General features: G+C 74.8%; 15 protein-coding genes. 1 reads left to right on the top strand and 14 read right to left on the bottom strand.

All coding sequences use genetic code 11. The features are described 5' to 3' along the window. Window positions 1-1055: 1055 nt before the first annotated feature. Window positions 1056-1862, bottom strand: coding sequence for a TrmH family RNA methyltransferase (locus AB2U05_RS27110; RefSeq protein ID WP_369184497.1), 807 nt, complete (start codon window positions 1860-1862; stop codon window positions 1056-1058). A gap of 89 nt (window positions 1863-1951) precedes the next feature. On the opposite strand from AB2U05_RS27110, the gene AB2U05_RS27105 reads away from it, so the two are divergent. After that, a complete protein-coding gene (locus tag AB2U05_RS27105) occupies window positions 1952-4687 on the top strand; it encodes a SpoIIE family protein phosphatase (protein WP_369184496.1) in 2736 nt (911 codons plus the stop codon). Window positions 4688-4761: 74 nt separating this feature from the next. Here AB2U05_RS27105 and cobA read toward each other — a convergent pair whose 3' ends face one another. The 13 genes from cobA to argB all read right to left on the bottom strand — a co-directional run bounded on the left by cobA (window position 4762) and on the right by argB (window position 21157). After that, a complete protein-coding gene (gene cobA / locus AB2U05_RS27100) occupies window positions 4762-6009 on the bottom strand; it encodes a uroporphyrinogen-III C-methyltransferase (protein ID WP_045709944.1) in 1248 nt (415 codons plus the stop codon). Window positions 6010-6117: 108 nt separating this feature from the next. Then, window positions 6118-9906, bottom strand: a complete 3789-nt coding sequence (gene cobT / locus AB2U05_RS27095; protein ID WP_369184495.1) for a nicotinate-nucleotide--dimethylbenzimidazole phosphoribosyltransferase — start codon at window positions 9904-9906, stop codon at window positions 6118-6120. A 481-nt stretch (window positions 9907-10387) separates the two neighbouring features. Beyond that, on the bottom strand, window positions 10388-11644 hold the full coding sequence (cbiE, locus tag AB2U05_RS27090) for a precorrin-6y C5,15-methyltransferase (decarboxylating) subunit CbiE (RefSeq protein ID WP_045701568.1): 1257 nt from the start codon (window positions 11642-11644) through the stop codon (window positions 10388-10390). Between the two features lie 198 nt (window positions 11645-11842). Then, window positions 11843-12478, bottom strand: a complete 636-nt coding sequence (locus AB2U05_RS27085) for a GNAT family N-acetyltransferase (RefSeq protein ID WP_045701570.1) — start codon at window positions 12476-12478, stop codon at window positions 11843-11845. A gap of 208 nt (window positions 12479-12686) precedes the next feature. After that, entirely contained in the window at window positions 12687-13511 is an 825-nt protein-coding gene (locus tag AB2U05_RS27080; protein ID WP_045701572.1) for a MetQ/NlpA family ABC transporter substrate-binding protein, read from the bottom strand. A gap of 57 nt (window positions 13512-13568) precedes the next feature. Further along, window positions 13569-14303, bottom strand: coding sequence for a methionine ABC transporter permease (locus AB2U05_RS27075; RefSeq protein WP_045701633.1), 735 nt, complete (start codon window positions 14301-14303; stop codon window positions 13569-13571). A 5-nt stretch (window positions 14304-14308) separates the two neighbouring features. Beyond that, window positions 14309-15334, bottom strand: coding sequence for a methionine ABC transporter ATP-binding protein (locus AB2U05_RS27070; RefSeq protein ID WP_045701574.1), 1026 nt, complete (start codon window positions 15332-15334; stop codon window positions 14309-14311). A 568-nt stretch (window positions 15335-15902) separates the two neighbouring features. Continuing rightward, window positions 15903-16406 (bottom strand): GNAT family N-acetyltransferase, encoded by a 504-nt coding sequence (locus tag AB2U05_RS27065; RefSeq protein ID WP_369184494.1) that lies wholly within the window; start codon window positions 16404-16406, stop codon window positions 15903-15905. 196 nt (window positions 16407-16602) lie between these two features. Beyond that, complete coding sequence (locus AB2U05_RS27060) at window positions 16603-16860, bottom strand: sigma-70 family RNA polymerase sigma factor (protein ID WP_052706529.1); 258 nt, start codon at window positions 16858-16860, stop codon at window positions 16603-16605. Window positions 16861-16968: 108 nt separating this feature from the next. After that, window positions 16969-18393, bottom strand: coding sequence for an argininosuccinate lyase (argH, locus tag AB2U05_RS27055; protein WP_369184493.1), 1425 nt, complete (start codon window positions 18391-18393; stop codon window positions 16969-16971). Between the two features lie 114 nt (window positions 18394-18507). Then, on the bottom strand, window positions 18508-19056 hold the full coding sequence (locus tag AB2U05_RS27050) for an arginine repressor (protein WP_045701579.1): 549 nt from the start codon (window positions 19054-19056) through the stop codon (window positions 18508-18510). Between the two features lie 23 nt (window positions 19057-19079). Further along, complete coding sequence (locus AB2U05_RS27045; RefSeq protein WP_045701581.1) at window positions 19080-20285, bottom strand: acetylornithine transaminase; 1206 nt, start codon at window positions 20283-20285, stop codon at window positions 19080-19082. Further along, window positions 20282-21157 (bottom strand): acetylglutamate kinase, encoded by an 876-nt coding sequence (argB, locus tag AB2U05_RS27040; protein ID WP_045701637.1) that lies wholly within the window; start codon window positions 21155-21157, stop codon window positions 20282-20284. Before argB ends, AB2U05_RS27045 begins: the two co-directional genes overlap by 4 nt. Window positions 21158-21166: the final 9 nt, after the last annotated feature.

The following is a 21166-nucleotide window of genomic DNA, read 5'->3' as shown; positions in this document are numbered from 1 at the left end:
CCCCGCTCCCGGCCTCCGCGCACGGAACCGCGGCGGCCGGGGACGGCACGCTGGCGGCGCCGCTCGGGCCGGGGCCGGCGGTGGACTGGCCCAACCGCAGCTACCCGGACGGGACCGGCGGGCCCGGCATCACCCTGCGGGACGGGCACTCGGTCGGCGCCGGGCCGCAGGTCGCTCTGAGCGCGGTACTGCCGGCCCGGTACAAGGGCGCGCCCGCCTCGATCGTCGTGCTGCGGCGGGCCGAGGGCTCGGTGCCGGTCGACCTCGTGCAGCTCTACACCTTCACCGGGGACTCCCCCGTCGCCGCGACCTGGCGCACCTCGGCGGCCGACCCGCAGGCCACGGCCAGCTGGCGGCTCGACGGCGGCACCGTCGTCCGCGAGGAACGCGTCGCCGCGACCGGCGCGATCGCCTCCACCCGCTACACCGTGCGGGCCGACGGCACCCTCGACGAATCCTGGCCCGGCGCCGGCGCCGCCTCCCCCACCAGCCCACCCCCAGCCGCCGCCCCCGCCCCACCCACCGCCCCCACGGGCTGACCCCCACCGGCGCGGGAAGTCGGACGGGCCGACATCCGGTGCGGGCCGCCGGCCTGGCCAAACCACGATCAGCCGCCGCCCACCGAGAAAACGATGGCGCGCGGGAAGTCGGGCCGGCCGACTTCCCGCGCAGGCGAGGCCGACGAAGCAGATGGCTCGCGCCCTGGGAGGCCGACTCCAGCACGAGAAGTCGGACGGGCCGACTTCCTGCGCAGGCACCCGGCGGGCCGGCTTCCATCGCAGGCCATCGTTGGCGGGCCGGGGGATCAGCGGGGCCGTTGGCCGGGCGGGGGTCGGAGGGGCCGACTTCGTGCGCAGATGGCAGGGTCCGGGCCCGGGAGGCCGAGCGCGGCGTGAGAAGTCGGAGGGGCCGACTTCCTGTGGGGGTGGGGAAGCCTGGGCTTGGCCGCGCAGGGGGTCGCGCGGGCCGACTTTCCTGTGGGGGGCGGCGAGGCTCGGGCTTGGTTGCGCAGGAAGTCGGAGGGGCCGACTTCCTGCGCAAGGAGCGCAGCGGGGTCAGGCGGTGGTGACGGCGTAGAAGGCTACGGCGGCTGCGGCGCCGACGTTGAGGGAGTCGATGCCGTGGGCCATGGGGATGCGGACGGGGTGGTCGGCGGCGGCGAGGGCGGCGGGGGTGAGGCCGTCGCCTTCGGCGCCGAGCATGAGGGCGGCCTTGGGGAGGCGCTGGGGGGTGAGTTCGGCGAGGTCGACGGCGGTGTCGGCCGGGGTGAGGGCGAGCAGGCTGAAGCCCGCGTCGCGGACGGTGGTGAGGGCGGCCGGCCAGGGTTCGAGGCGGGCGTACGGGACGGCGAAGACGGCGCCCATCGAGACCTTGACGGCCCGCCGGTAGAGCGGGTCCGCGCAGTCGGGCGAGAGCAGGACGGCGTCCATGCCGAGGGCGGCCGCGCTGCGGAAGATCGCGCCGAGGTTGGTGTGGTCGACCAGGCCTTCGAGGACGGCGACCCGGCGGGCTCCGGCGAGGAGTTCGGCGGCGGCCGGGAGGGGCTTGCGCTCCATCGAGGCGAGCGCGCCGCGGTGGACGTGGTAGCCGGTGACGGCTTCGGCGAGGCCCGGCTCGACGACGTGGACGGGGGCGTCGGCCTCGGCGATGACGTCGGCCATCACCTCCAGCCACTTGGGGGTCAGCAGCATCGACCGCATCCGGTAGCCGGCGGCGAGGGCGCGGCGGATGACCTTCTCCCCCTCGGCGATGAACAGGCCCTCGGCCGGTTCGCGGCGGCGGCGCAGTTCGACGTCGGTGAGGCCGGTGTAGTCGGCGAGGCGCGGGTCGGCGGGGTCGGTGACGGTGCTGGGTTCGGACACCCTGCGATCTTGCCAAGCCGGGGCGGGGAAGGCCAAACGGTGGACCGGGCGGGGTGGTCCCGAGCCAGCAGGGGTGCAAATATGACCGTATGGCCCGTTCCCCGGGCCGATCCTGGGCTCCGTCGGCCTCTGGTGCTCCTGGCTCCGCCGACTCCTCCGGTGGTCGCCCACGCGGTCGGCACCAGCTGCACCGCGCGAAGCCGCCGCGGTCGACGCGGCACCGGTCGGTGGCCGGGCAGGTCTTCGCGCTGCAACTGCTCGTCGTCCTGCTGCTGGTGGCGGGGGCCGTCGTGGCACTGGTGGTGCAGTCGCACAACGACGCCGACAACGAGGCCCGGAACCGGTCGGTGGCGGTCGCGCAGGCCTTCGCCAACTCGCCGGGCATCGTGGACGCGCTGCGCTCCCCCGATCCGACCGCGGTCCTGCAGCCGAAGGCGCAGTCCGTCCGGGTCTCCTCGGGCGTGGACTTCGTCGTGGTGCTGAACAACCAGGGCATCCGGTACACCCACCCGAACCCGGCCCGGATCGGCCAGAAGTTCATCGGCACCTACGAGCCCGCACTGCGCGGCGAGGTGGTGACCCAGCACCTGACCGGCACGCTGGGCCCGCTGGTGCAGGCGGTGGTCCCGGTGTACGCGCCGGACGGCTCGGTGGTCGGGCTGGTGTCGGCGGGCGTCACCCTGAGCAACGTCTCGACCGCGAGCGAGCGCCAGCTGCCGGTGGTCCTCGGCGCCGCGGCGGGCGCGATCGGGCTGGCCACGCTCGGCACGGCACTGATCAGCCGGCGGCTGCGGCGGCAGACGCACGGGCTGGGCCCGGTCGAGATGACCCGGATGTACGAGCACCACGCGGCGGTGCTGCACGCGGTGCGCGAGGGCGTCATGATCGTCACCGACGGGCGGCTGCTGCTCTGCAACGACGAGGCGCGCCGACTGCTCGACCTGCCGCCGGACGCGGAGGGCCGGCCGGTCGCCGAGCTGGGCCTGGAGCCCGTCCCGCTGGCGCTGCTGACCGCCGGGCGGCCGGTGAGCGACGAGGTGGTGATGGCCGGGGAGCGGCTGATCGCGGTGAACGTCCGGCTCACCGACCAGGCGGGCGGCCCGCCGGGTTGCGTGGCCACGCTGCGTGACTCCACCGAGCTGCTGGCGCTGACCGGGCGGGTCGAGACCGCGCAGCACCGGCTGAAGCTGCTGTACGACGCCGGGGTGACGGTGGGCAGCACGCTGGACGTGACCACGACGGCGGAGGAGCTGGCGCAGGTCGCGGTGCCGCGGTTCGCGGACTTCGTCACGGTCGACCTCGCCGAGCAGGTGCTGACCGGCGAGGAGCCCCCGCCGGGCGCCTCGCTGGGCCGGATGCGGCGCGCGGCCTTCGCCGGGGTGCGGACGGACGGGCCGTTCCACCCGGTGGGCACGGTGCTGGACGTCGTCCCCGAGACGCCGCTGGCCGGGGCGCTGGACAGCGGTGAGCCCGGTCTGGAGCCGCACCTGACCGAGGCGGACGACTGGCGGCTGCAGGACCCGGAGCGCTCGGCGCAGGTGCTGGAGTACGGCGTGCACTCGCTGCTCCGGGTGCCGATGCGGGCGCGCGGGGTGCTGCTGGGGGTGGCGCGGTTCTGGCGGGCGCAGCGGGCGGAGCCGTTCGAGCCGGACGACCTGGCGCTGGCCGAGGAGCTGGTGGCGCACGCGGCGGTGTGCGTGGACAACGCGCGGCGGTACACCCGGGAGCACGCGATGGCGGTGACGCTGCAGCACAGCCTGCTGCCGCGCAGCCTGCCGCAGCAGAACGCGCTGGACGTCGCGTACCGCTACCTGCCGGCCCGGGCCGGGGTGGGCGGGGACTGGTTCGACGTGATCCCGCTGCCGGGGGCGCGGGTGGCGCTGGTGGTGGGGGACGTGGTGGGGCACGGGCTGCACGCGGCGGCGACCATGGGGCGGCTGCGCACGGCGATCCACAACTTCTCGACGCTCGACCTGCCGCCGGACGAACTGCTCGGGCACCTGGACGAGTTGGTGAACCGGATCGACCAGGAGGAGGCGGCCGGCGAGGGCACCGGGCTGGCCGGGGCGACCTGCCTGTACGCGATCTACGACCCGGTGTCGCGCCGCTGCACGCTGGCGAGCGCCGGGCACCCGGCGCCGGCCGTGGTGGATCCGCAGGGCCGGGTGGTCTTCGCCGAGCTGCCGACCGGGCCGCCGCTCGGGCTGGCGGCGCTGCCGTTCGAGGCCGTCGAGCTGGAGCTGGCGGAGGGCAGCCGGCTGGTGCTGTTCACCGACGGCCTGGTGGTGGACCGCACCCGGGACCTGGACACCGGGCTGGAGCTGCTGCGCTCCTCGCTGGCCGGGCCGGCGCGCACGCCCGAGCAGACCTGCGCCGACCTGCTCGGGGCGCTGCTGCCGGCGGATCCGCAGGACGACATCGCGCTGCTGGTGGCGCAGACCAGGGTGCTGCCGCCGGACCACGTGGCGGAGTGGGAGGTGTCGCCCGATCCGGCGGCGGTGGGCGGCGTCCGGGCGGCGGTGGCGCGGCGGCTGGCGGAGTGGGGGCTGGACGAGGCGGCGTTCGTCACCGAGCTGATCCTGAGCGAGCTGGTGACCAACGCGATCCGGTACGGCTCCGGGCCGATCCGGGTGCGGCTGCTGCGGGACCGGTCGCTGATCTGCGAGGTGGCGGACGGCAGCAGCACCTCGCCGCACCTGCGGTACGCGGCGACCGAGGACGAGGGCGGGCGCGGGCTGTTCCTGGTCGCGCAGTTCGCGGACCGCTGGGGGACGCGGTACACGGCGACCGGGAAGGTGATCTGGACGGAGCAGCCGCTGGAGTGACCGGCGCCCGAACACGCGGAGTGGGAAGTCGGACCGGCCGACTCCCCACTCCGTGAACCGTCCTGCCGACCGTCCTACGGGCGGAAGGCGGCGGCCAGGACGTTGACGACGTCGCCGATGACGATCACCGCGGGCGGCTTGACGCCCTCGGCCGCGACGACCTCGCCGACCGTGCCGAGGGTGGCGTCGACCCGGCGCTGGGCCGCGGTGGTGCCCTCCTGGACGACCGCGACCGGGGTGTCGGCCGGCCGGCCGTACTCGATCAGCCGGGCCGCGATGGCGCCGATCTTGTCCACCGCCATCAGCAGCACCAGGGTGCCGCTCATCTTCGCGGCGGCCTCCCAGTTGGTGAGCGAGCGCTCGTCGTCCGGGCCGACGTGGCCGGAGATCACGGTGAACTCGTGGGTCAGGCCGCGGTGGGTGACCGGGACGCCGGCCGCCGCCGGGACGCTGATCGAGCTGGAGATGCCCGGGACGACGGTGACCGGGATGCCCTCCTCGGCGCAGGCCAGCAGCTCCTCGCCGCCGCGCCCGAAGACGTACGGGTCGCCGCCCTTGAGCCGCACCACGAACCGGCCCGCCTTGGCGTGCTCGATCAGGGTGCGGTTGATCGCCTCCTGGGCCATGAACCGGCCGTAGGGGATCTTGGAGGCGTCGATGACCTCGACGTGCTCGGGCAGCTCGGCGAGCAGCTCGCGCGGGGCGAGGCGGTCGGTGACGACCACGTCGGCGTCGGCGAGCAGCCGGCGGCCGCGCACGGTGATCAGGTCCGGGTCGCCGGGGCCGCCGCCGACCAGGGCCACCCCGGCGCCGCGGGTGCGGTACTGGCGGGCGGCCAGCGAGCCGTCCCGCAGGCCGTCCACGATCGCGTCGCGCAGGGCGGCGGAGTGGCGCGGGTCCCCGGTGAGGACGGCGACGGTGGCGCCCGCGTCGCGGCCGCTGGCCGGGGTCCAGGCGGTGGCGGCGGCGGCGTCGTCGCTGCGGGAGCAGAACACCCGCGCGCGCTCGGCCTCGGCGCTGACCACCTCGTTGACCGCCGGGTCGTCGGTGGCGACCAGGGCGTACCAGGCGCCGGCCAGGTCGCCGTCCTGGTAGGGGCGGGCGTGCCAGGTGACCTCGCCCGCGTCGGCCATGGCCTGGACGGCCGGGGTGGTGGCCGGGGATATCAGGTGCACCTCCGCGCCGGAGGCGATCAGGGCCGGCAGCCGCCGCTGCGCGACCTGGCCGCCGCCGACCACGACGACGCGGCGGCCGGCCAGCAGCAGGCCGACCGGGTAGGGCGTACGGCCCTCGGTGCTGGGGTGCGGGGTGGGCGCGGTCATCGGCGGTGCTCCTGGTCGGGGGTGAGGGGGTGTGCGGATGGGACGGCGATACGCCGCTCCGCGGGCCGGCGCGCCCTCGGGCCGGTCCGCGGAGCGGTGACGGGTGCGTCAGGCCTTCTCGGTGACCCCGGCGGAGTCGAAGGTGGCTACATCGTGCATCGCGCGGGCCGCACTCTGCACCAGCGGGAGGGCCAGCAGGGCGCCGGTGCCCTCGCCGAGGCGCAGGTCGAGGTCGATCAGCGGACGCAGGCCGAGCTTCGCCAGCGCGGCCTGGTGGCCGGGCTCGGCGGAGCGGTGGCCGGCGATGCAGGCCGCCAGCACCTCGGGGGCGATCGCCTTGGCCACCAGCGCGGCCGAGCCGGCGATCACGCCGTCCAGCACCACCGGGGTGCGCAGCGAGGCGGCGCCCAGCAGGAAGCCGGCGATGGCCGCGTGCTCCAGGCCGCCGACCGCGGCGAGGACGCCGATCGGGTCCTCCGGGTCGGGCTGGTGCAGGGCCAGCGCGGCGCGGATGACCTCGACCTTGCGGGCGTGGGTCTCGTCGTCGATGCCGGTGCCGCGGCCGGTGACCTCGGCCGGGTCGAGGCCGGTGAACACCGAGATCAGGGCGGCCGAGGCGGTGGTGTTGGCGATGCCCATGTCGCCGGTGACCAGCGCCTTGTTGCCCGCCGCGACCAGGTCGCGGGCGGTCTCGATGCCGACCTCGATCGCCTTCAGGGCCTCCTCGCGGCTCATCGCCGGGCCCTGCGTCATGTCGTCCGTGCCGGGCTTGACCTTGCGCGGCAGCAGGCCGGTGGCGCGGCCCTGCTGGACGGCGTCCGGCAGGTCGGCGGCGACGCCGACGTCCACCACGCAGACCTCGGTGCCGATCTGCTTGGCGAAGGAGTTGATCACCGCTCCCCCGGCCAGGAAGTTGCCGACCATCTGGGCGGTCACCTCCTGCGGCCAGGGGGTGACGCCCTGGGCGTGCACGCCGTGGTCGCCCGCGAAGATCGCCACGCAGGCGGGCTCCGGGATCGGCGGCGGGCACTTGCGGGACAGGCCGCACAGCTGGGCGGAGATGATCTCCAGCATGCCGAGCGAGCCGGCGGGCTTGGTCATCCGCTTCTGCCGGTCCCAGGCCTCGCCGAGCGCCTTGGCGTCCAGCGGGCGGATGCCGCGCAGGGTGTCGGCCAGCAGGCTCTGCGGCTCCTCGCCGGGCAGCGCGCGGTTGCCGTACTGCTCCTCGTGGACCACCCAGGACAGCGGGCGCTTCTTCGCCCAGCCCTGCTGCTCCAGCTCGGGCTCGTCCGGGAAGGAGTCCACGAAGCCGACGCACAGGTAGGCGACGACCTCCAGGTGCTCGGGCAGGCCCAGCTCGCGGACCAGCTCCTCGTCGTCGAAGAAGCTCACCCAGCCGACGCCCAGGCCCTCGGCGCGGGCGGCCAGCCAGAGGTTCTCCACGGCCAGGGCGGCGGAGTACGGGGCCATCTGCGGCTGGGTGTGGCGGCCCAGGGTGTGGCGGCCGCCGCGGGTTCGGTCGGCCGTCACCACGATGTTGACCGGGGTGTCGAGGATGGCCTCGATCTTGATCTCGCGGAACTGCTTGGCGCGGCCCTTGGGCAGCGAGTCCGCGTACGCCTCGCGCTGGCGCTCGGCCAGGGCGTGCATCTTCTTGCGGGTCTTCGCGGAGCGGATCACCACGAAGTCCCACGGCTGCGAGTAGCCGACGCTGGGCGCGGTGTGGGCGGCCTCCAGGACGCGGATCAGCACCTCGTGCGGGATCGGGTCCGGGCGGAAGCCGTTGCGGATGTCGCGGCGCTCGCGGATCACCTGGTGGACGGCGTCGCGGCCGGCCTCGTCGTAGCCGGGGGCGGCCGGGCCGCGCGGCTCGGCGGGCTCCTGGGGCTCCTCGGCGGCGGTCGGCTCCTCGGCGGCGGCCGAGCCCTCGGGCTGGTCCGGCTGCTCGGCGGGGGCGGGCTGCTCGGCGGCCGGCTCCTGGGCGGCGGGCTGCTCGGCGCCCGGCTGCTCGGCGGGGGCCTCCTCCTGGGCGGCCTCCGGCTCGGCGGCGGCCGGGGCGGCGGCCTCGGGGGCGGGCTGCTCGGCCTGCTCCGCCGCGACGGCCTGCGGAGCGTCGGCGGCCTGCGGAGCGTCGGCGGCCGCTGCGGGCTGCTCGGGCTGTTCCGGCTGCGGGGCCTGCTCGGCGGCGGGCTCCTCGGCGGCCCGGGGCTCGGCCGGCTGCTCGGCCTGCGCGGCCTGCTCGGCGGCGACCGGCTGCTGCTCCGGCTCCGGCGCGACGGCCTCGGCCGGCTGCTCCGCCACGGGCTGCTCGGCGGCGGCCTGCTCGGAGGCGGGCTCGACCGGCTCGGCGGCCTGGGCCTGCGCGGGCGCCTCGGCCTGCGCCGGCGCCTCCGGCTGGGGCTGCTCGCCCTCGGCGGCCGACTCGCCGACGGCCTGACCGGACGGCATCTCGCCGGTGCCGGCGGCGGTCTCGGCGACCGGCTCGACGACGGCCTGCTCACCCGGCTGCGCCGCGACAACCTGCTCGACACCCGGCTCGACAGCCTGCTCGGCGTGCTCCGCCACGACGGCCTGCGGCGCGTCGGCGGCCGCTATGGGCGCGTGCTGCGGCTGCGCCGCCTCCGGCTCGACGGCCGGGGCCTGCTCGGCGGCCTCGACCGTGGGCAGGCCGTGCGGGGTGGGCGCGGCGAGGAAGGCGGAGATCCGGCGCGGCTGGCCGCCCTGGGCGGGGGCGTCGGCCTGCTCGGCCCCGCCCTCGACGGCGACGGCCTCGACGGCGGCGACCGCCTCGGCGGCCTGTTCGACGGCCACGGCCTCCACGGCGACCGTCTCCACGGCCACGGTTTCGACGGCGACGCCCTCGGCGGCCGGAGCCTCGGCCACGACGGCCTGCGGCGCGACCGCCTCGACGGCCCCCGCGACCTCCGCCACCGGAGCGGCCTGGGCCGCCTCCGGCGTCTCGACGACCTCGACGACCTCGACGACCTCGATCGCGCCGACCGTCTCGACGGTCAGCACGCCGTCGACCTGCGCCACGCCGGCCGGAGCCTGCGGGAAGCCCTGCTCCTGCGGCACCTGCTGGACACCCTGGACGTCCTGAACCTGCTGGACGCCCTGGACTCCCTCGGCCACCGGAGCCGTGACCATCTGCGGCGCCACCCCGACGGCCTGCGGCGCGGGAGCGACGGGCTCGGCCACCGGCGGCCGTCCGACCACCGGGATGCCGTGCGCCGGCGTGCCGCCCTGCGAGGGACCGCGGTCGGCCAGCGAACGGACCGGCACCTGGCCGGTCATCAGCGACGGGTCCGGGATCGGCGGTCCGGCGTGCAGCGGCCGGCGCGGCTGCTGGACCTGCGCGACCGGCTGCCCGGCCTGCGCCTGCGCGGGGACGCCGTGGACGGGCGGCTGCTGCGCGTGCTCGCCGCCGAGCACCGGCGGCTCGACCGGCGGCCAGGACGGCTCCACCGGCAGGCCGTCCGGCTGCGGGGCGAACGCGGTCTGGTCGACCGGGGCGGGCGCCAACGGCTCGCCCCAGGAGCCCTGCGGACCGGGCATCAGCAGCACGTCCTCCTCCTCGTCCAGCCCGTCCGGCTGGTCGAGGAAGTGGAAGGCCGGGCGCGGCGCGCCCTGGTCGACGGCCCAGCCGTCGCCGGGCATGCCGGGGGCCGGGACGGTGAAGCCGGGCTGGGCCTGCGGCGGGACGGCGCCGGCGCCCGGGGGCACCGCGCCGGGCAGACCGCCGAGCGGCGCCGCCGGGTTCGGGATCATTCCGCCGTCCGTCGCGACGCCCTGCAGGGGTGCAACGCCCGCGACGCCCTCCGGTCCGCCGAGCGGGTCCGGCCCGGCGTGCAGGTGCTCCGGCAGTCCCTCGCCCGGGACGTGGCCGCCATCGGTCATTGTCAAAGCTCCTTCCAGGCCGCTGCCGCGCCCCTTGGCGACGCGATCACCGACCGCAGCGCCGATCCGCACGGGCCGGGCCTGCACCGACCCGCCCCTCAACCACACGCGGCCGCCGCGCCGGGGCGCTGCGGCCAAGTCCTTCCGGCGCGCTGCGGCACCCCGGCCCGGGCACCGCCCGAGGGGCGGCGCACCATCTGAAACAACGACGGCCCGGAGCAACCGGCACGACCGCACCGGACCCTACGGCATTCTCCAGGTCCGACGTGCGGCCCGTCGAATTGCCCACACTCCGAGCGGAATCGGGTTGCACCACGTCAAAAAGGTGACAAACCGACCGAATCGGTCAGGTCGCCGACGGCTGCAGCCGCCTGGGACGCCACACTACCGGCCCGGCGAGGTCACCTCTCGAATCGGTGTCCGGATGCGACCGGGATCACCGCCGGGGCCGCCGGGCGCACCCGGCGCGCACCCCGTGCCTTCACAGGATCTGCTCACCCCAGAGCAGCAGCACGGCACCCGCGCCGGCACCGACTTCCAGCCCGTCGCCCTCGTCGGCGCCGCGCAGCGGGGTCGCCTGCAGCAGGACGCCCTCGGCCCGGTAGCCGGCCTCGGTGATCGCCCGGCGGACCTGCTCGGCCTCGCCGAGCGTCCGGGGCACCGCGACGAACCGCTCGGGCTTGCGGGCCAGCACCGCGCGCACCACGTCCAGTCCGCCGGACTCGACCACGGCGGCGTCCGGCTCGGGCAGGCCGCCCAGCACCTCGGGGCCGTGGCCGTGCACGGTCTCCACCTCGACCCCGTACCGGCGGGCGTTGACGGTCAGTCGGGCGCAGGCCGAGCGGGAGGCCTCGACGGCCACGACGGCGGCGCCGAACCGGGCCGCCTCCACCGCGAGGGCGCCGTTGCCCGCGCCGACCGACCAGACCAGGTCCCCGGGGCGGGCACCCAGTCGGGCGAGCACCAGCGCACGGGCGTGCGCGGGGAGCGCTTCCGGTGCGCCGGTCCCGTCCTCCGCGCGCCCGGCGCCCGCGTAGGCGTCGGCGGGGAGCGCCCAGCCGCGCTCCGCGCCGGGGTAGCCGACCGGGCGGCCGGCCAGCCAGCCGGCCGTCTCGTCCACCGGGCCGGACTGGGCGCCGCCGCCGATCACCAGCACCACGTTGGGGTCGCGCCAGACGTGGTCGGCGATCCGGTCGGAGGTCAGGACGGTGACGTCCTCCTCCTCGGTGCCGAGCGCCTCGCAGACCACGAAGGTCCGGTGCACCCCGCGCAGCATCAGGGCGAGTTCGCCCGGGCCGGCGCCCGGCGCGGTGAGCACCGCGACCTTGGGGTGGGCCCGGCAGATGTTGGCCGCGCGGCGCAGCCGTCCGCCGTGGGCGCTGACCACCTGGGCGTCCTCCCAGGGCATGCCGGCCCGGGCGAAGGCGGCGGCGACGGAGGAGACGGCGGGCAGGACTTCGAGTTCGAGGCCGTACTCGGGGTTGCGCAGGGCGCGGACGACGCCGAAGAAGCCCGGGTCGCCCTCGGCGACGACGACGGCGGTGCCGCGGTGCTCGGCGATCCTGCGGGCGGCCTGCGGGATGGCGCCGAGGGTGATCCGCTCGGCGTCGGCCGGCACCGGCAGCGCGTTCAGTTGGTAGGGGGCGCCCGCGACCAGGGTCGCGCCGGCGAGGGCCGCGCCGGCGGCCTCGGTCAGCGGTGTGCCGTCCCATCCGATGACCGTGATCCGGTCAGCCATCTGCGGCTGTTCTCCCTCGACTCGATGCGTCCCGGCGCGGCCCGAGGTGACTCGATCCGGTGCGGTCCGGTGCGTCGACGGACCGCGCCGCGGTGCGGCGCCGGTGGAGAGGTTACCGGGTGTGATCCCCCGGAGGCCGACAACTCGCACACATGTCCGTGCCGGGAGGGTGGAGCGCGGGGGGCGGGGCGGGGCCGGTCAGTCGCGCAGCACGTAGCGGTGGTCGCCGTGCCAGCCGCCGTGCCGCGGGTCGGGCGACTCCAGGTCCTCCGGGAGCAGGCTCCACAGGATGAGGTCGCTGCGGCTCTCCTCGGTCACCTCGCCGGACTCGCCGCGCACTATCCACGCGCTGCGCAGCACGCCCTCGCTGATGCCGCCGATCTTCTGGGCGACCTGCTGGGCGGCGGTGTTCCCGGCGGCGGTGCGCATCTCCAGGCGCAGGAAGTCGCGGTCCTCGAAGAGCCACTGGGCGACGCCGAGCACGGCCTCCGGCGCGTAGCCCTCGCCGCGCGCCCAGGCGGCGGTGACGTAGGAGATCTCGGTGCCGCGCAGCCGCCAGTCGGTGTTGCGCAGCTCGACCAGGCCGACCAGGCGCTGGGTGAGGTGCTCGGTGACGGCGAACAGGATGCCGCGTCCGGCGGCCCGGTGGGCGGGGGCGAGGGTGCGGGCGAGCTCGGCGGCGTAGGCCTCGGTGAAGGGGTGCGGGAGGTCCGTCCAGGCCAGGACGAGGTCGTCGGCCATCATCGCGGCGAGGCCCGGGGCGTCGTCCTCCGCAAGGGGCCGCAGCAGCAGCCGCTCGGTGCTGATGGCGGTCTCGGGGAAGCTCGCTGGCATGCCGTCTCTCCTCGCCGGGTCGTGAACACAACACCGTACGCCTCCGCCGCGACCCGGGCGTCACGCGGTGCGCCCCGCGCACGACGGTACGTCAGAACGCCGTCCGCGGGCGCGTCCCTGGTGCATACTGCCCGACCGGGCCCCCGCCGAGTTGCGGCGGGGGCCCGGTCGGGCGCTGCGAGGTGGGGCCGTGGGACGGTCGGGCCGGTCAGAAGGCCGGGATGACCGAGCCCTGGAAGGTGTCGTCGATGTACTTCTTGACCTCGGCGGAGTGCAGCAGGTCGGCCAGCTTCTTCACCCGCGGGTCGTTCTCCTTGCCCTTCTTGACGGCGAGGATGTTGGCGTACGGGTTGCCCTCGGCCTTCTCCAGCAGGAGCGCGTCGGTGGCCGGCTTCAGGCCGGAGTCGAGCGCGTAGTTGCCGTTGATGACGGCGGCGTCGAGGTCGGCGATGGAGCGGGGCAGCTGGGCGGCCTCCAGTTCCTTCCACTTGAAGTTCTTCGGGTTGCCCGTCACGTCGGCCGGGGTGGCGGCGGTGGTGACGCCGTCCTTGAGGGTGATGAGCTTGTTGTCGGCGAGCAGCTTGAGCGCGCGGCCCTCGTTGGTGGCGTCGTTCGGCAGGCCGATGGTGGCGCCGGCCGGCAGGTCGGCGATGGCCTTGACCTTCTTGGAGTAGACGCCGAGCGGCTCCAGGTGGACGGTCTCGACCGAGACGATGTCCGTGCCGTTCTTCTTGTTGAAGTCCTCCAGGTACGGGACGTGCTGGAAGTAGTTGGCGTCGGCCGAACCGTCCTGCACCGCCGTGTTGGGGGTCACGTAGTCGGTGACCTCCTTGATGTCGAGCTTGAGGCCGGCCTTCTCCGCGAGGTTGTCCTTGACGTACTTGAGGATCTGCCCGTGCGGGGTGGGGCTGGCCACGACCTTCAGCGGCGCGTTCGGGTCCGAGGAGGACGAGCCCGAGCTGCTGCAGGCGGCCAGCGAGAGGGCGAGGCCGGCGGTGGCGAGGACACTGGTGAACTTCACAACGGTGCGCACGAAAAGTGCCTTTCTGCGTGATGCGGGGAGCCGCGTCCGGGGTCGGACGAGGGAGGTCTAGGAGGCGACGAGGTCCTCGTCGGGGGTGGGGGTGGCGGCGCGGGGGCGCAGGAGCCGGGTGCGTCCGCCGCCGTGGCCGCGGTTGGCCAGCCGGCGCACGGCGTAGTCGCCGGCCAGCTGGATGAGGGTGACGATGATCGCGATCTCGGCCACGATGATCCACATGAAGGCGGTCTCGAAGCGCAGGTAGCCGTAGCGGTAGGCGAGGTCGCCGAGGCCGCCGCCGCCGACCGTGCCGGCCATGGCGGAGTAGCCGATCAGGGCGATGACCGTGGTGGTGACGGAGGCGACGATGCCGGCCAGCGCCTCGGGGACGAGCGTCTTGCGCACCAGCGTCCAGGTGCTGCCGCCCATCGCCTGGACGGCCTCGACCAGGCCGCGGTCGACCTCGCGGACGGAGGTCTCCACCAGCCGCGCGAAGAAGGGGATCGCGCCGACCGTGAGCGGCACGGTGGCGGCCTGCCAGCCGAGCGAACTGCCGCTGACCAGCCGGGTGAAGGAGATCAGCGCGATCATCAGGATGATGAACGGCAGCGAGCGCGCGAGGTTCACGACCGCGCCGAGCACCTTGTTCACCGGCAGGTTCTGCAGCGCCCCGCCCTTGGCGGTGAGCACCAGCAGGACGCCGATCGGCAGCCCGATCACGACGGTGCACACGGTCGAGACGCCGACCATCTGCAGGGTCTCCTGGGTGGCGGGCCACATCAGGTCCGACATCTGGTCCCAGCTCAGGCCACTCATGCCACCGCTCCGTTCGCCGCACCGATCACGTCCACCTGCAGGCCCTGCTCGCGCAGGTAGCCGATCGGCACCACGTTGTCCTGGTGGCCGCCGGACAGCTCGACCCGCATCCGGCCGACCATCCGGCCGGCGATGGTCTCCACGGCCGCGCCGAGGATGTTGATGTCGATCTGGTAGGTGCGGGCGAGCTGGGAGACGAACGGCTGGGCCGAGGTGTCGCCCTGGAAGGTGATCTCCAGCACGGTGGAGCCGGGGTGGCCGGTGCCGAACTCGCTGAGCGGGAACAGCTCGCGGGCCAGCTCGGAGCCGGGCTCGGCCAGCAGGTCGGTCAGCGCGCCGGACTCGACCACCTTGCCGCCGCGCATCAGGGCGGCGGAGTCGCAGACGGACTTGATGACGTCCATCTCGTGGGTGATCAGCAGGACGGTCAGGCCGAGCTGCTGGTTGAGGTCGCGCAGCAGCTTGAGGATCGAGCGGGTGGTCTCCGGGTCGAGCGCCGAGGTGGCCTCGTCGGAGAGCAGCACCTTGGGGTCGCCGGCCAGGGCGCGGGCGATGCCGACGCGCTGCTTCTGACCGCCGGAGAGCTGGCCCGGGTAGCTGCGGGCCTTGTCGGCGAGGCCGACGAGCTCCAGCAGTTCGCCGGCCTTGCGGCGGCGCTGGGTGCGGTCCAGGCCGATGATCTCCAGCGGGAGTTCGACGTTCTGCTGCACCGTGCGGGAGGAGAGCAGGTTGAAGTGCTGGAAGACCATGCCGATGCGGCGGCGCGCCTCGCGCAGCTCCCGGCCGGCCCGGTTCTCGCCGCCGGGCAGCGCGGTCAGCTCGACGCCGTCCACCGTGACGGTGCCGGAGGTCGGGCGCTCCAGCATGTTCACGCAGCGGATGAGGGTGGACTTGCCGGCACCGCTGGTGCCGACGACTCCGTAGACCTCGCCCGCGCGGACGTGCAGGTCGACGCCGGCGAGGGCGGTCACCTCGCGGCCTCGGGAGCGGTAGACCTTGGTCAGGTCCGTGGTGGTGATCACAGCAGCTTCCGTGGGTCGGGGGCGGGCGGCGTCGGTCGACCGCCCGACCGGGGTGCGGTCGGCGGTGTCGTTACGGCGCTTCGCCAAGGGGGGTCCGGACCTGCCACCTCTTGATCGTGGCCGGTGGACGGCGGGGCCGCGCGGCGGCGTGGCCCTTACGTGTCACCGGTTCACCGATCGCGGGTCCGCGGCCGCCGCGGGTGGGCGGACGGCCGGGCCGGAGGGTGCGGCAGGTTGGGCGCGCTCACACGGACGGAGCGGCGCGGGAGTCTCGCTTCGGGGCGCGAGGGGTGGGCACCCGCAGGGGGGTGCCGGGGGCGATGGCCCTCAGCGGTGACACATTCGGCGACACATGGCGCGCTCACCTGCCGGCACGGTGCCGGTGGGGGGCCAGTTCGTCGTCGCAGTCATGTGAGCCAGTAAATCAGACGAGTCGATTCGTGCCCAATTGTTTGCCGGGGCTGTCCACCATGCGGACTCCTGACGCTGTGACCAGGGCAGACATGGCTCGGCGCCGCCACCGGAGTGTCCGGATGGTGGCGGCGCCGGGTGTGTTGCCGGGAGCGGGTCAGGCGGTCGCGGCGAGCGGAAGGGTGTCCGGCTTCTTCTCCAGGTGCACGACGCTCAGCCGGCTGTCGACCCGCTCGACGCCGGTCTGGCGGTAGCCCTGGCGGGCGTACAGCCGGAGGTTGCCGAGGCTTCGGTGGCCGGTGAACAGGCGGTAGGCCGCCACCGGGCCGTCCTCGGCCAGGCGCTGCTCCAGCGCCTCCAGCAGACGGCCGCCGAGGCCGTGGCGCTGCATCCTCGGGTGGACCACCAGACGCTCTATCCGGCCGACGCCCTCGGTGTCGACGCGGCCGCGGACGGCGCCGACCACCTCGTCGCCCAGGCGGGCGACCAGGACGTGCCGGCCGGTCAGTTCCGCGCGCAGGCTCTCCAGGCTCTGCGTCAGCGGCTCGATCGCCCAGTTGCCGTACAGCTCCGCCTCGGGCTGGTAGCCGAGGTACTGGAGCTTGAGGATCTGCTCCGCGTCCTCGGCGTCACCCGCCGAGATGATCACGCTCATGCCCATGTGCAGGGGCCTCCCCATCGTCGTGCCCGGCGCGCAGAGGGTGACGCGCTCACGCTCAGTATCCGAGCGGACGCGCCACCGTCAAGAGCTTCGTTCGCCAGCGCTCTACCCGGGTGTCAGCTTTCCTCAACCTTCGCGGGGGCGGACGTGAGGAGCATCACCCGCGTGCGGGGCCGCCGGCCGGGGCCGCCCGCCGTCACGGATAGCGCTCGGCGTTCAGCAGTCTGCGCAGGCAGGCCAGGCAGCGGGAGCGGGTCGGGCCGATCGAGCCGCGGGGCATGGCGAGCCGTTCGGAGAGCTCGCGGTAGCTGGGCGGCGGGTCCTCGGCGAGGGCGGCGATCAGCTGCGGGCAGCGGCCGGGCAGGGCGGCCACCGTCTCGCGGACCACGCGCAGGCGGCGTTCGGCGAGGTAGACGTCCTCGGCCGAGGGGACGGGCGGAAGGGCAGTGCACACACCGTGGAAGACGGGCCGGAGCGGGCCCGGTTACGGCCGGCCGGGGGCACGCACGCGCGAGGGGCGCGACGGTCGCACCGCCGCGCCCCTCGGGACCGCCGGGCCCGGTCAGGCCTTCGTCCACTCCTGCTGCCGCGCCAGGTCCGCCTTCACCTCGGCGAGCTGGACCGCGACGGCGGAGGGGGCGGTGCCGCCGCGCCCGTTGCGGGAGGCGATGGCGCCGTGCACGCTGAGCACCGAGCGCACCTCGGGCGTCAGGTGCCCGGAGATCGCGGCGAACTGCTCGTCCGTCAGGTCGGACAGCTCGATGCCCTCGGCCTCGCAGACCTTGACGCAGGCGCCGGCCACCTCGTGCGCGACCCGGAACGGGACGCCCTGCTTGACCAGCCACTCGGCGATGTCGGTGGCGAGCGAGAAGCCGGCCGGCGCCAGCTCCTCCAGCCGCTCGGTGTGCACGGTGAGGGTGGCCATCATCCCGGTGAACGCGGGCAGCAGCACCTCCAGCGTGTCGCAGGAGTCGAAGACCGGCTCCTTGTCCTCCTGGAGGTCCCGGTTGTAGGCGAGCGGCAGCGCCTTGAGGGTGGCCAGCAGGCCGGTCAGGTTGCCGATCAGCCGGCCGGACTTGCCGCGGGCCAGCTCGGCGATGTCCGGGTTCTTCTTCTGCGGCATGATCGAGGAGCCGGTGGAGAAGGCGTCGTGCAGCGTGATGAAGCCGAACTCCTTGGTGTTCCAGATGATCACCTCCTCCGCGATCCGGGAGAGGTTGACGCCGATCATCGCGGTGACGAAGGCGAACTCGGCGACGAAGTCGCGCGCCGCGGTGCCGTCGATCGAGTTGCCGACCGAGCCGCCCTCGAAGCCGAGGTCGGCGGCCACGGCCTGCGGGTCGAGGCCGAGCGAGGAGCCGGCCAGCGCGCCGGAGCCGTACGGGGAGACGGCGGTGCGGGCGTCCCACTGGCGCAGCCGCTCGGCGTCCCGGCCGAGGGCCTGCACGTGCGCGAGGACGTGGTGGGCGAAGAGCACGGGCTGGGCGTGCTGGAGGTGGGTGCGGCCCGGCATGACGGTGTCCGGGTGCGCCTCGGCGAGGCCGACCAGGGCGTGCTGGAGGTCGAGCAGCAGGGCGCCGATGGTCCTGGCGTGGTCCCGCAGGTACATCCGGAACAGGGTGGCGATCTGGTCGTTGCGCGAGCGCCCGGCCCGCAGCTTGCCGCCGAGGTCGGCGCCGAGCCGCTCCAGCAGGCCGCGCTCCAGGGCGGTGTGCACGTCCTCGTCGGCGACGGTGCCGGTGAAGGTGCCCGCCTCGACGTCGGCGAGCAGCTGGTCGAGCCCGCCCAGCATGCCCGCCAGCTCCTCGTCGGAGAGCAGGCCGGCCTTGTGCAGGACGCGGGCGTGCGCCTTGGAACCGGCGATGTCGTACGGCGCGAGGCGCCAGTCGAAGTGGACCGAGGCGGAGAGCCTGGCCAGCGCCTCGGACGGGCCGTCGGCGAAGCGCGCGCCCCAGAGGCGGACGTCGGCGGACTGGTCGGCGGTCATCGCGCGGCTCCTTCACACGTTTGCAGCAGATGGCATAAGTATGCACGAGAGCGTATGAAACACAAAACCCCGGCCGGACAGGATCCGTTCGGCCGGGGTTCTGGAGGGCGGGCGCTACTGCGCCTTGGCCTGCGCGAGCTGCATGAGGTGGTCGGCGAGCGCCTGGCCGCCGGACGGGTCGCGGCTGATCAGCAGCACGGTGTCGTCGCCCGCGATGGTGCCGATGATCTCGAACACCTCGGCCTGGTCGATCGCCGAGGCGAGGAACTGCGCGGCTCCGGGCGGGGTGCGCAGCACGACCAGGTTGCCGGAGGCCGTCGCGGAGACCATCAGCTCGCCGGCCAGGCGGGCCATCCGGCCCTCGGTGGCGGACTCCCCCATCGGCGCGCGCGGGGTGCGGTCGCCGCCCTCGGCCGGGACGGCGTAGATGAGCGCGCCGTCCCGGTTGCGGATCTTGACCGCGCCCAGCTCGTCCAGGTCCCGGGAGAGGGTGGCCTGGGTGACCACGAGTCCGTCGTCGGCGAGCAGCTTGGCGAGCTGGCTCTGCGAGCGCACGGGCTGGCGGGTGAGCAGGTCCACGATCCGCCGGTGGCGCGCGGTGCGGGTCTGCGGGACCTGCGGCGTCGGGCCGGCGGCGGAGGAGCCGGAGCTGGAAGCGGTCATGTGATTATTCTCCCGGACGACGGTCAGCTCGCATCGGCCGGGGCGCTCTCGCGCACCGTCCGGAGGATGCCCGGCAGGGCGGCGAGGAACGCGTCGGCCTCCTGCTCGGTCAGCACCAGCGGCGGCGCCAGCCGGACGGCGTCCGGGACGGCGGCGTTGACCAGGTAGCCCGCCGCCTGCGCGGCGGCCTGGATCCGGGCCGAGACCGGCTCGGTGAGCACGATGCCGAGCAGCAGGCCGGCCCCGCGCACGTGCGAGACCAGCGGGTCGCCGAGCGCCTCGACGCCGTGCCGCAGCCGCTCGCCGGTCTTGCGCACGTGCTCCAGCAGGCCCTCGGACTCGATGGTGTCGAGCACCGCGAGCCCGGCCGCGGCGGCCACCGGGTTGCCACCGAAGGTGGTGCCGTGCTGGCCGGGGGTGAGCAGGTCGGCGGCTTCGCCGAAGGCCAGCACGGCGCCCATCGGCAGGCCGCCGCCGAGCGCCTTGGCGAGGGTGACCACGTCCGGCTCGACGCCCTCGACGGCCTGGTGGGCGAACCAGTGGCCGGTGCGGCCGATGCCGGTCTGGATCTCGTCCAGCACCAGCAGGGTGCCGGTGGCCCGGGTGATCTCGCGGGCGGCCCGCAGGTAGCCGTCCGGCAGCGGGACGGCGCCGTTCTCGCCCTGGATCGGCTCCAGGAAGACGGCGGCGGTCCCGGTGGTGACGGCCGCGCGCAGCGCCTCGACGTCACCGAACGGGACGTGGGTCACGTCGCCGGGCAGCGGGCGGAACGGGTCCTGCTTGGCGGGCTGGCCGGTGAGCGCGAGGGCGCCCATCGTCCGGCCGTGGAAGCCGCCTTGGAGGGCGACCAGGTGGGTGCGGCCGGTGCGCCGGCTGATCTTGAAGGCGGCCTCGTTGGCCTCGGCGCCGGAGTTGCAGAAGAACACCCGGCCGCCCGGGCGGCCGTCCAGCTCCAGCAGCCGCTCGCCGAGGGCGATGGTCGGCTCGGCCATGAACAGGTTGGACACGTGGCCGAGGGTGGCGATCTGCCGGCTGACCGCCTCGACCACGGCCGGGTGGGCGGTGCCGAGGGCGTTGACGGCGATGCCGCCGAGCAGGTCGGTGTACTCCTTGCCGTCCGCGTCCCAGAGCTTGGTGCCCGCGCCGCGCACCAGCGGGATGCGCGGGGTGCCGTAGTTGTCGGTGAAGGTGTGCTGCCACCGCTCGGTGAGCTGCTGGTTGTGCGTCACGCCAGTCCCCCGGTCACGATCGGTTCGTCGTCCGGCACGACCATCGTGCCGATGCCCTCGTCGGTGAAGATCTCCAGCAGCAGGCTGTGCTGCACCCGGCCGTCCAGGACGCGGGCGGTGCCGACGCCGGAGCGGACGGCGCGCAGGCAGCCCTCCATCTTGGGGAGCATGCCGGAGGCCAGGCCCGGCAGCAGCTCGTCGAGCTCGCTCGCGGTGAGCTGGCTGATCACGTCGTCGGAGTTCGGCCAGTCCTTGTAGAGGCCCTCGACGTCGGTGAGGACGACCAGCATCTCGGCGCCGAGCGCGACCGCCAGCGCGGCGGCGGCGGTGTCGGCGTTGATGTTGTAGACGTGGCCGTCCGCGCCTCGGGCGATCGAGGAGATCACCGGGATGCGGCCGTCCGCGATCAGCGCCTTCACCGCGCCGGCCTCGATGTTGACGATGTCGCCGACCAGGCCGATGTCGACCTGCTCGCCGTCGACCACCGCGTAGCGCTTGACGGCCGTCATGGTGTGGGCGTCCTCGCCGGTCATGCCGACCGCGAACGGGCCGTGCTCGTTGAGCAGGCCGACCAGCTCGCGCTGCACCTGGCCGGCCAGCACCATCCGGACCACGTCCATGGTCTCGGGGGTGGTGACGCGCAGGCCGTTGGTGAAGCTGGACTCCAGGCCCAGCTTGTCGAGCTGGGCGCTGATCTGCGGGCCGCCGCCGTGCACCACGACGGGGTGCAGGCCGGCGTAGCGGAGGAACACCACGTCCTGGGCGAAGGCCGCCTTGAGGCTGTCGTCGACCATGGCGTTGCCGCCGAACTTGATCACGACGGTCTTGCCGTGGAAGCGCTCCAGCCACGGCAGGGCCTCGATCAGCGTCATGGCCTTGGG

It is taken from the genome of Streptomyces sp. Y1 (assembly GCF_041053115.1).
Classification (GTDB): Bacteria; Actinomycetota; Actinomycetes; order Streptomycetales; family Streptomycetaceae; genus Kitasatospora; species Kitasatospora rubellomurina.
The sequence above is the reverse complement of the archived record's forward strand: the minus strand, read 5'-3'. Positions and strand labels throughout refer to the sequence as shown.

Bases quoted from the DNA above. Each gene is read 5' to 3' on its own strand.
- AB2U05_RS27105 (WP_369184496.1), top strand. From the start codon at position 1,952: ATGGCCCGTTCCCCGGGCCGATCCTGGGCTCCGTCGGCCTCTGGTGCT.
- cobA (WP_045709944.1), bottom strand. From the start codon at position 6,009: ATGACCGCGCCCACCCCGCACCCCAGCACCGAGGGCCGTACGCCCTAC.
- cobT (WP_369184495.1), bottom strand. From the start codon at position 9,906: ATGACCGATGGCGGCCACGTCCCGGGCGAGGGACTGCCGGAGCACCTG.
- cbiE (WP_045701568.1), bottom strand. From the start codon at position 11,644: ATGGCTGACCGGATCACGGTCATCGGATGGGACGGCACACCGCTGACC.
- AB2U05_RS27085 (WP_045701570.1), bottom strand. From the start codon at position 12,478: ATGCCAGCGAGCTTCCCCGAGACCGCCATCAGCACCGAGCGGCTGCTG.
- AB2U05_RS27065 (WP_369184494.1), bottom strand. From the start codon at position 16,406: ATGGGCATGAGCGTGATCATCTCGGCGGGTGACGCCGAGGACGCGGAG.
- argH (WP_369184493.1), bottom strand. From the start codon at position 18,393: ATGACCGCCGACCAGTCCGCCGACGTCCGCCTCTGGGGCGCGCGCTTC.
- AB2U05_RS27050 (WP_045701579.1), bottom strand. From the start codon at position 19,056: ATGACCGCTTCCAGCTCCGGCTCCTCCGCCGCCGGCCCGACGCCGCAG.
- argB (WP_045701637.1), bottom strand. From the start codon at position 21,157: ATGACGCTGATCGAGGCCCTGCCGTGGCTGGAGCGCTTCCACGGCAAG.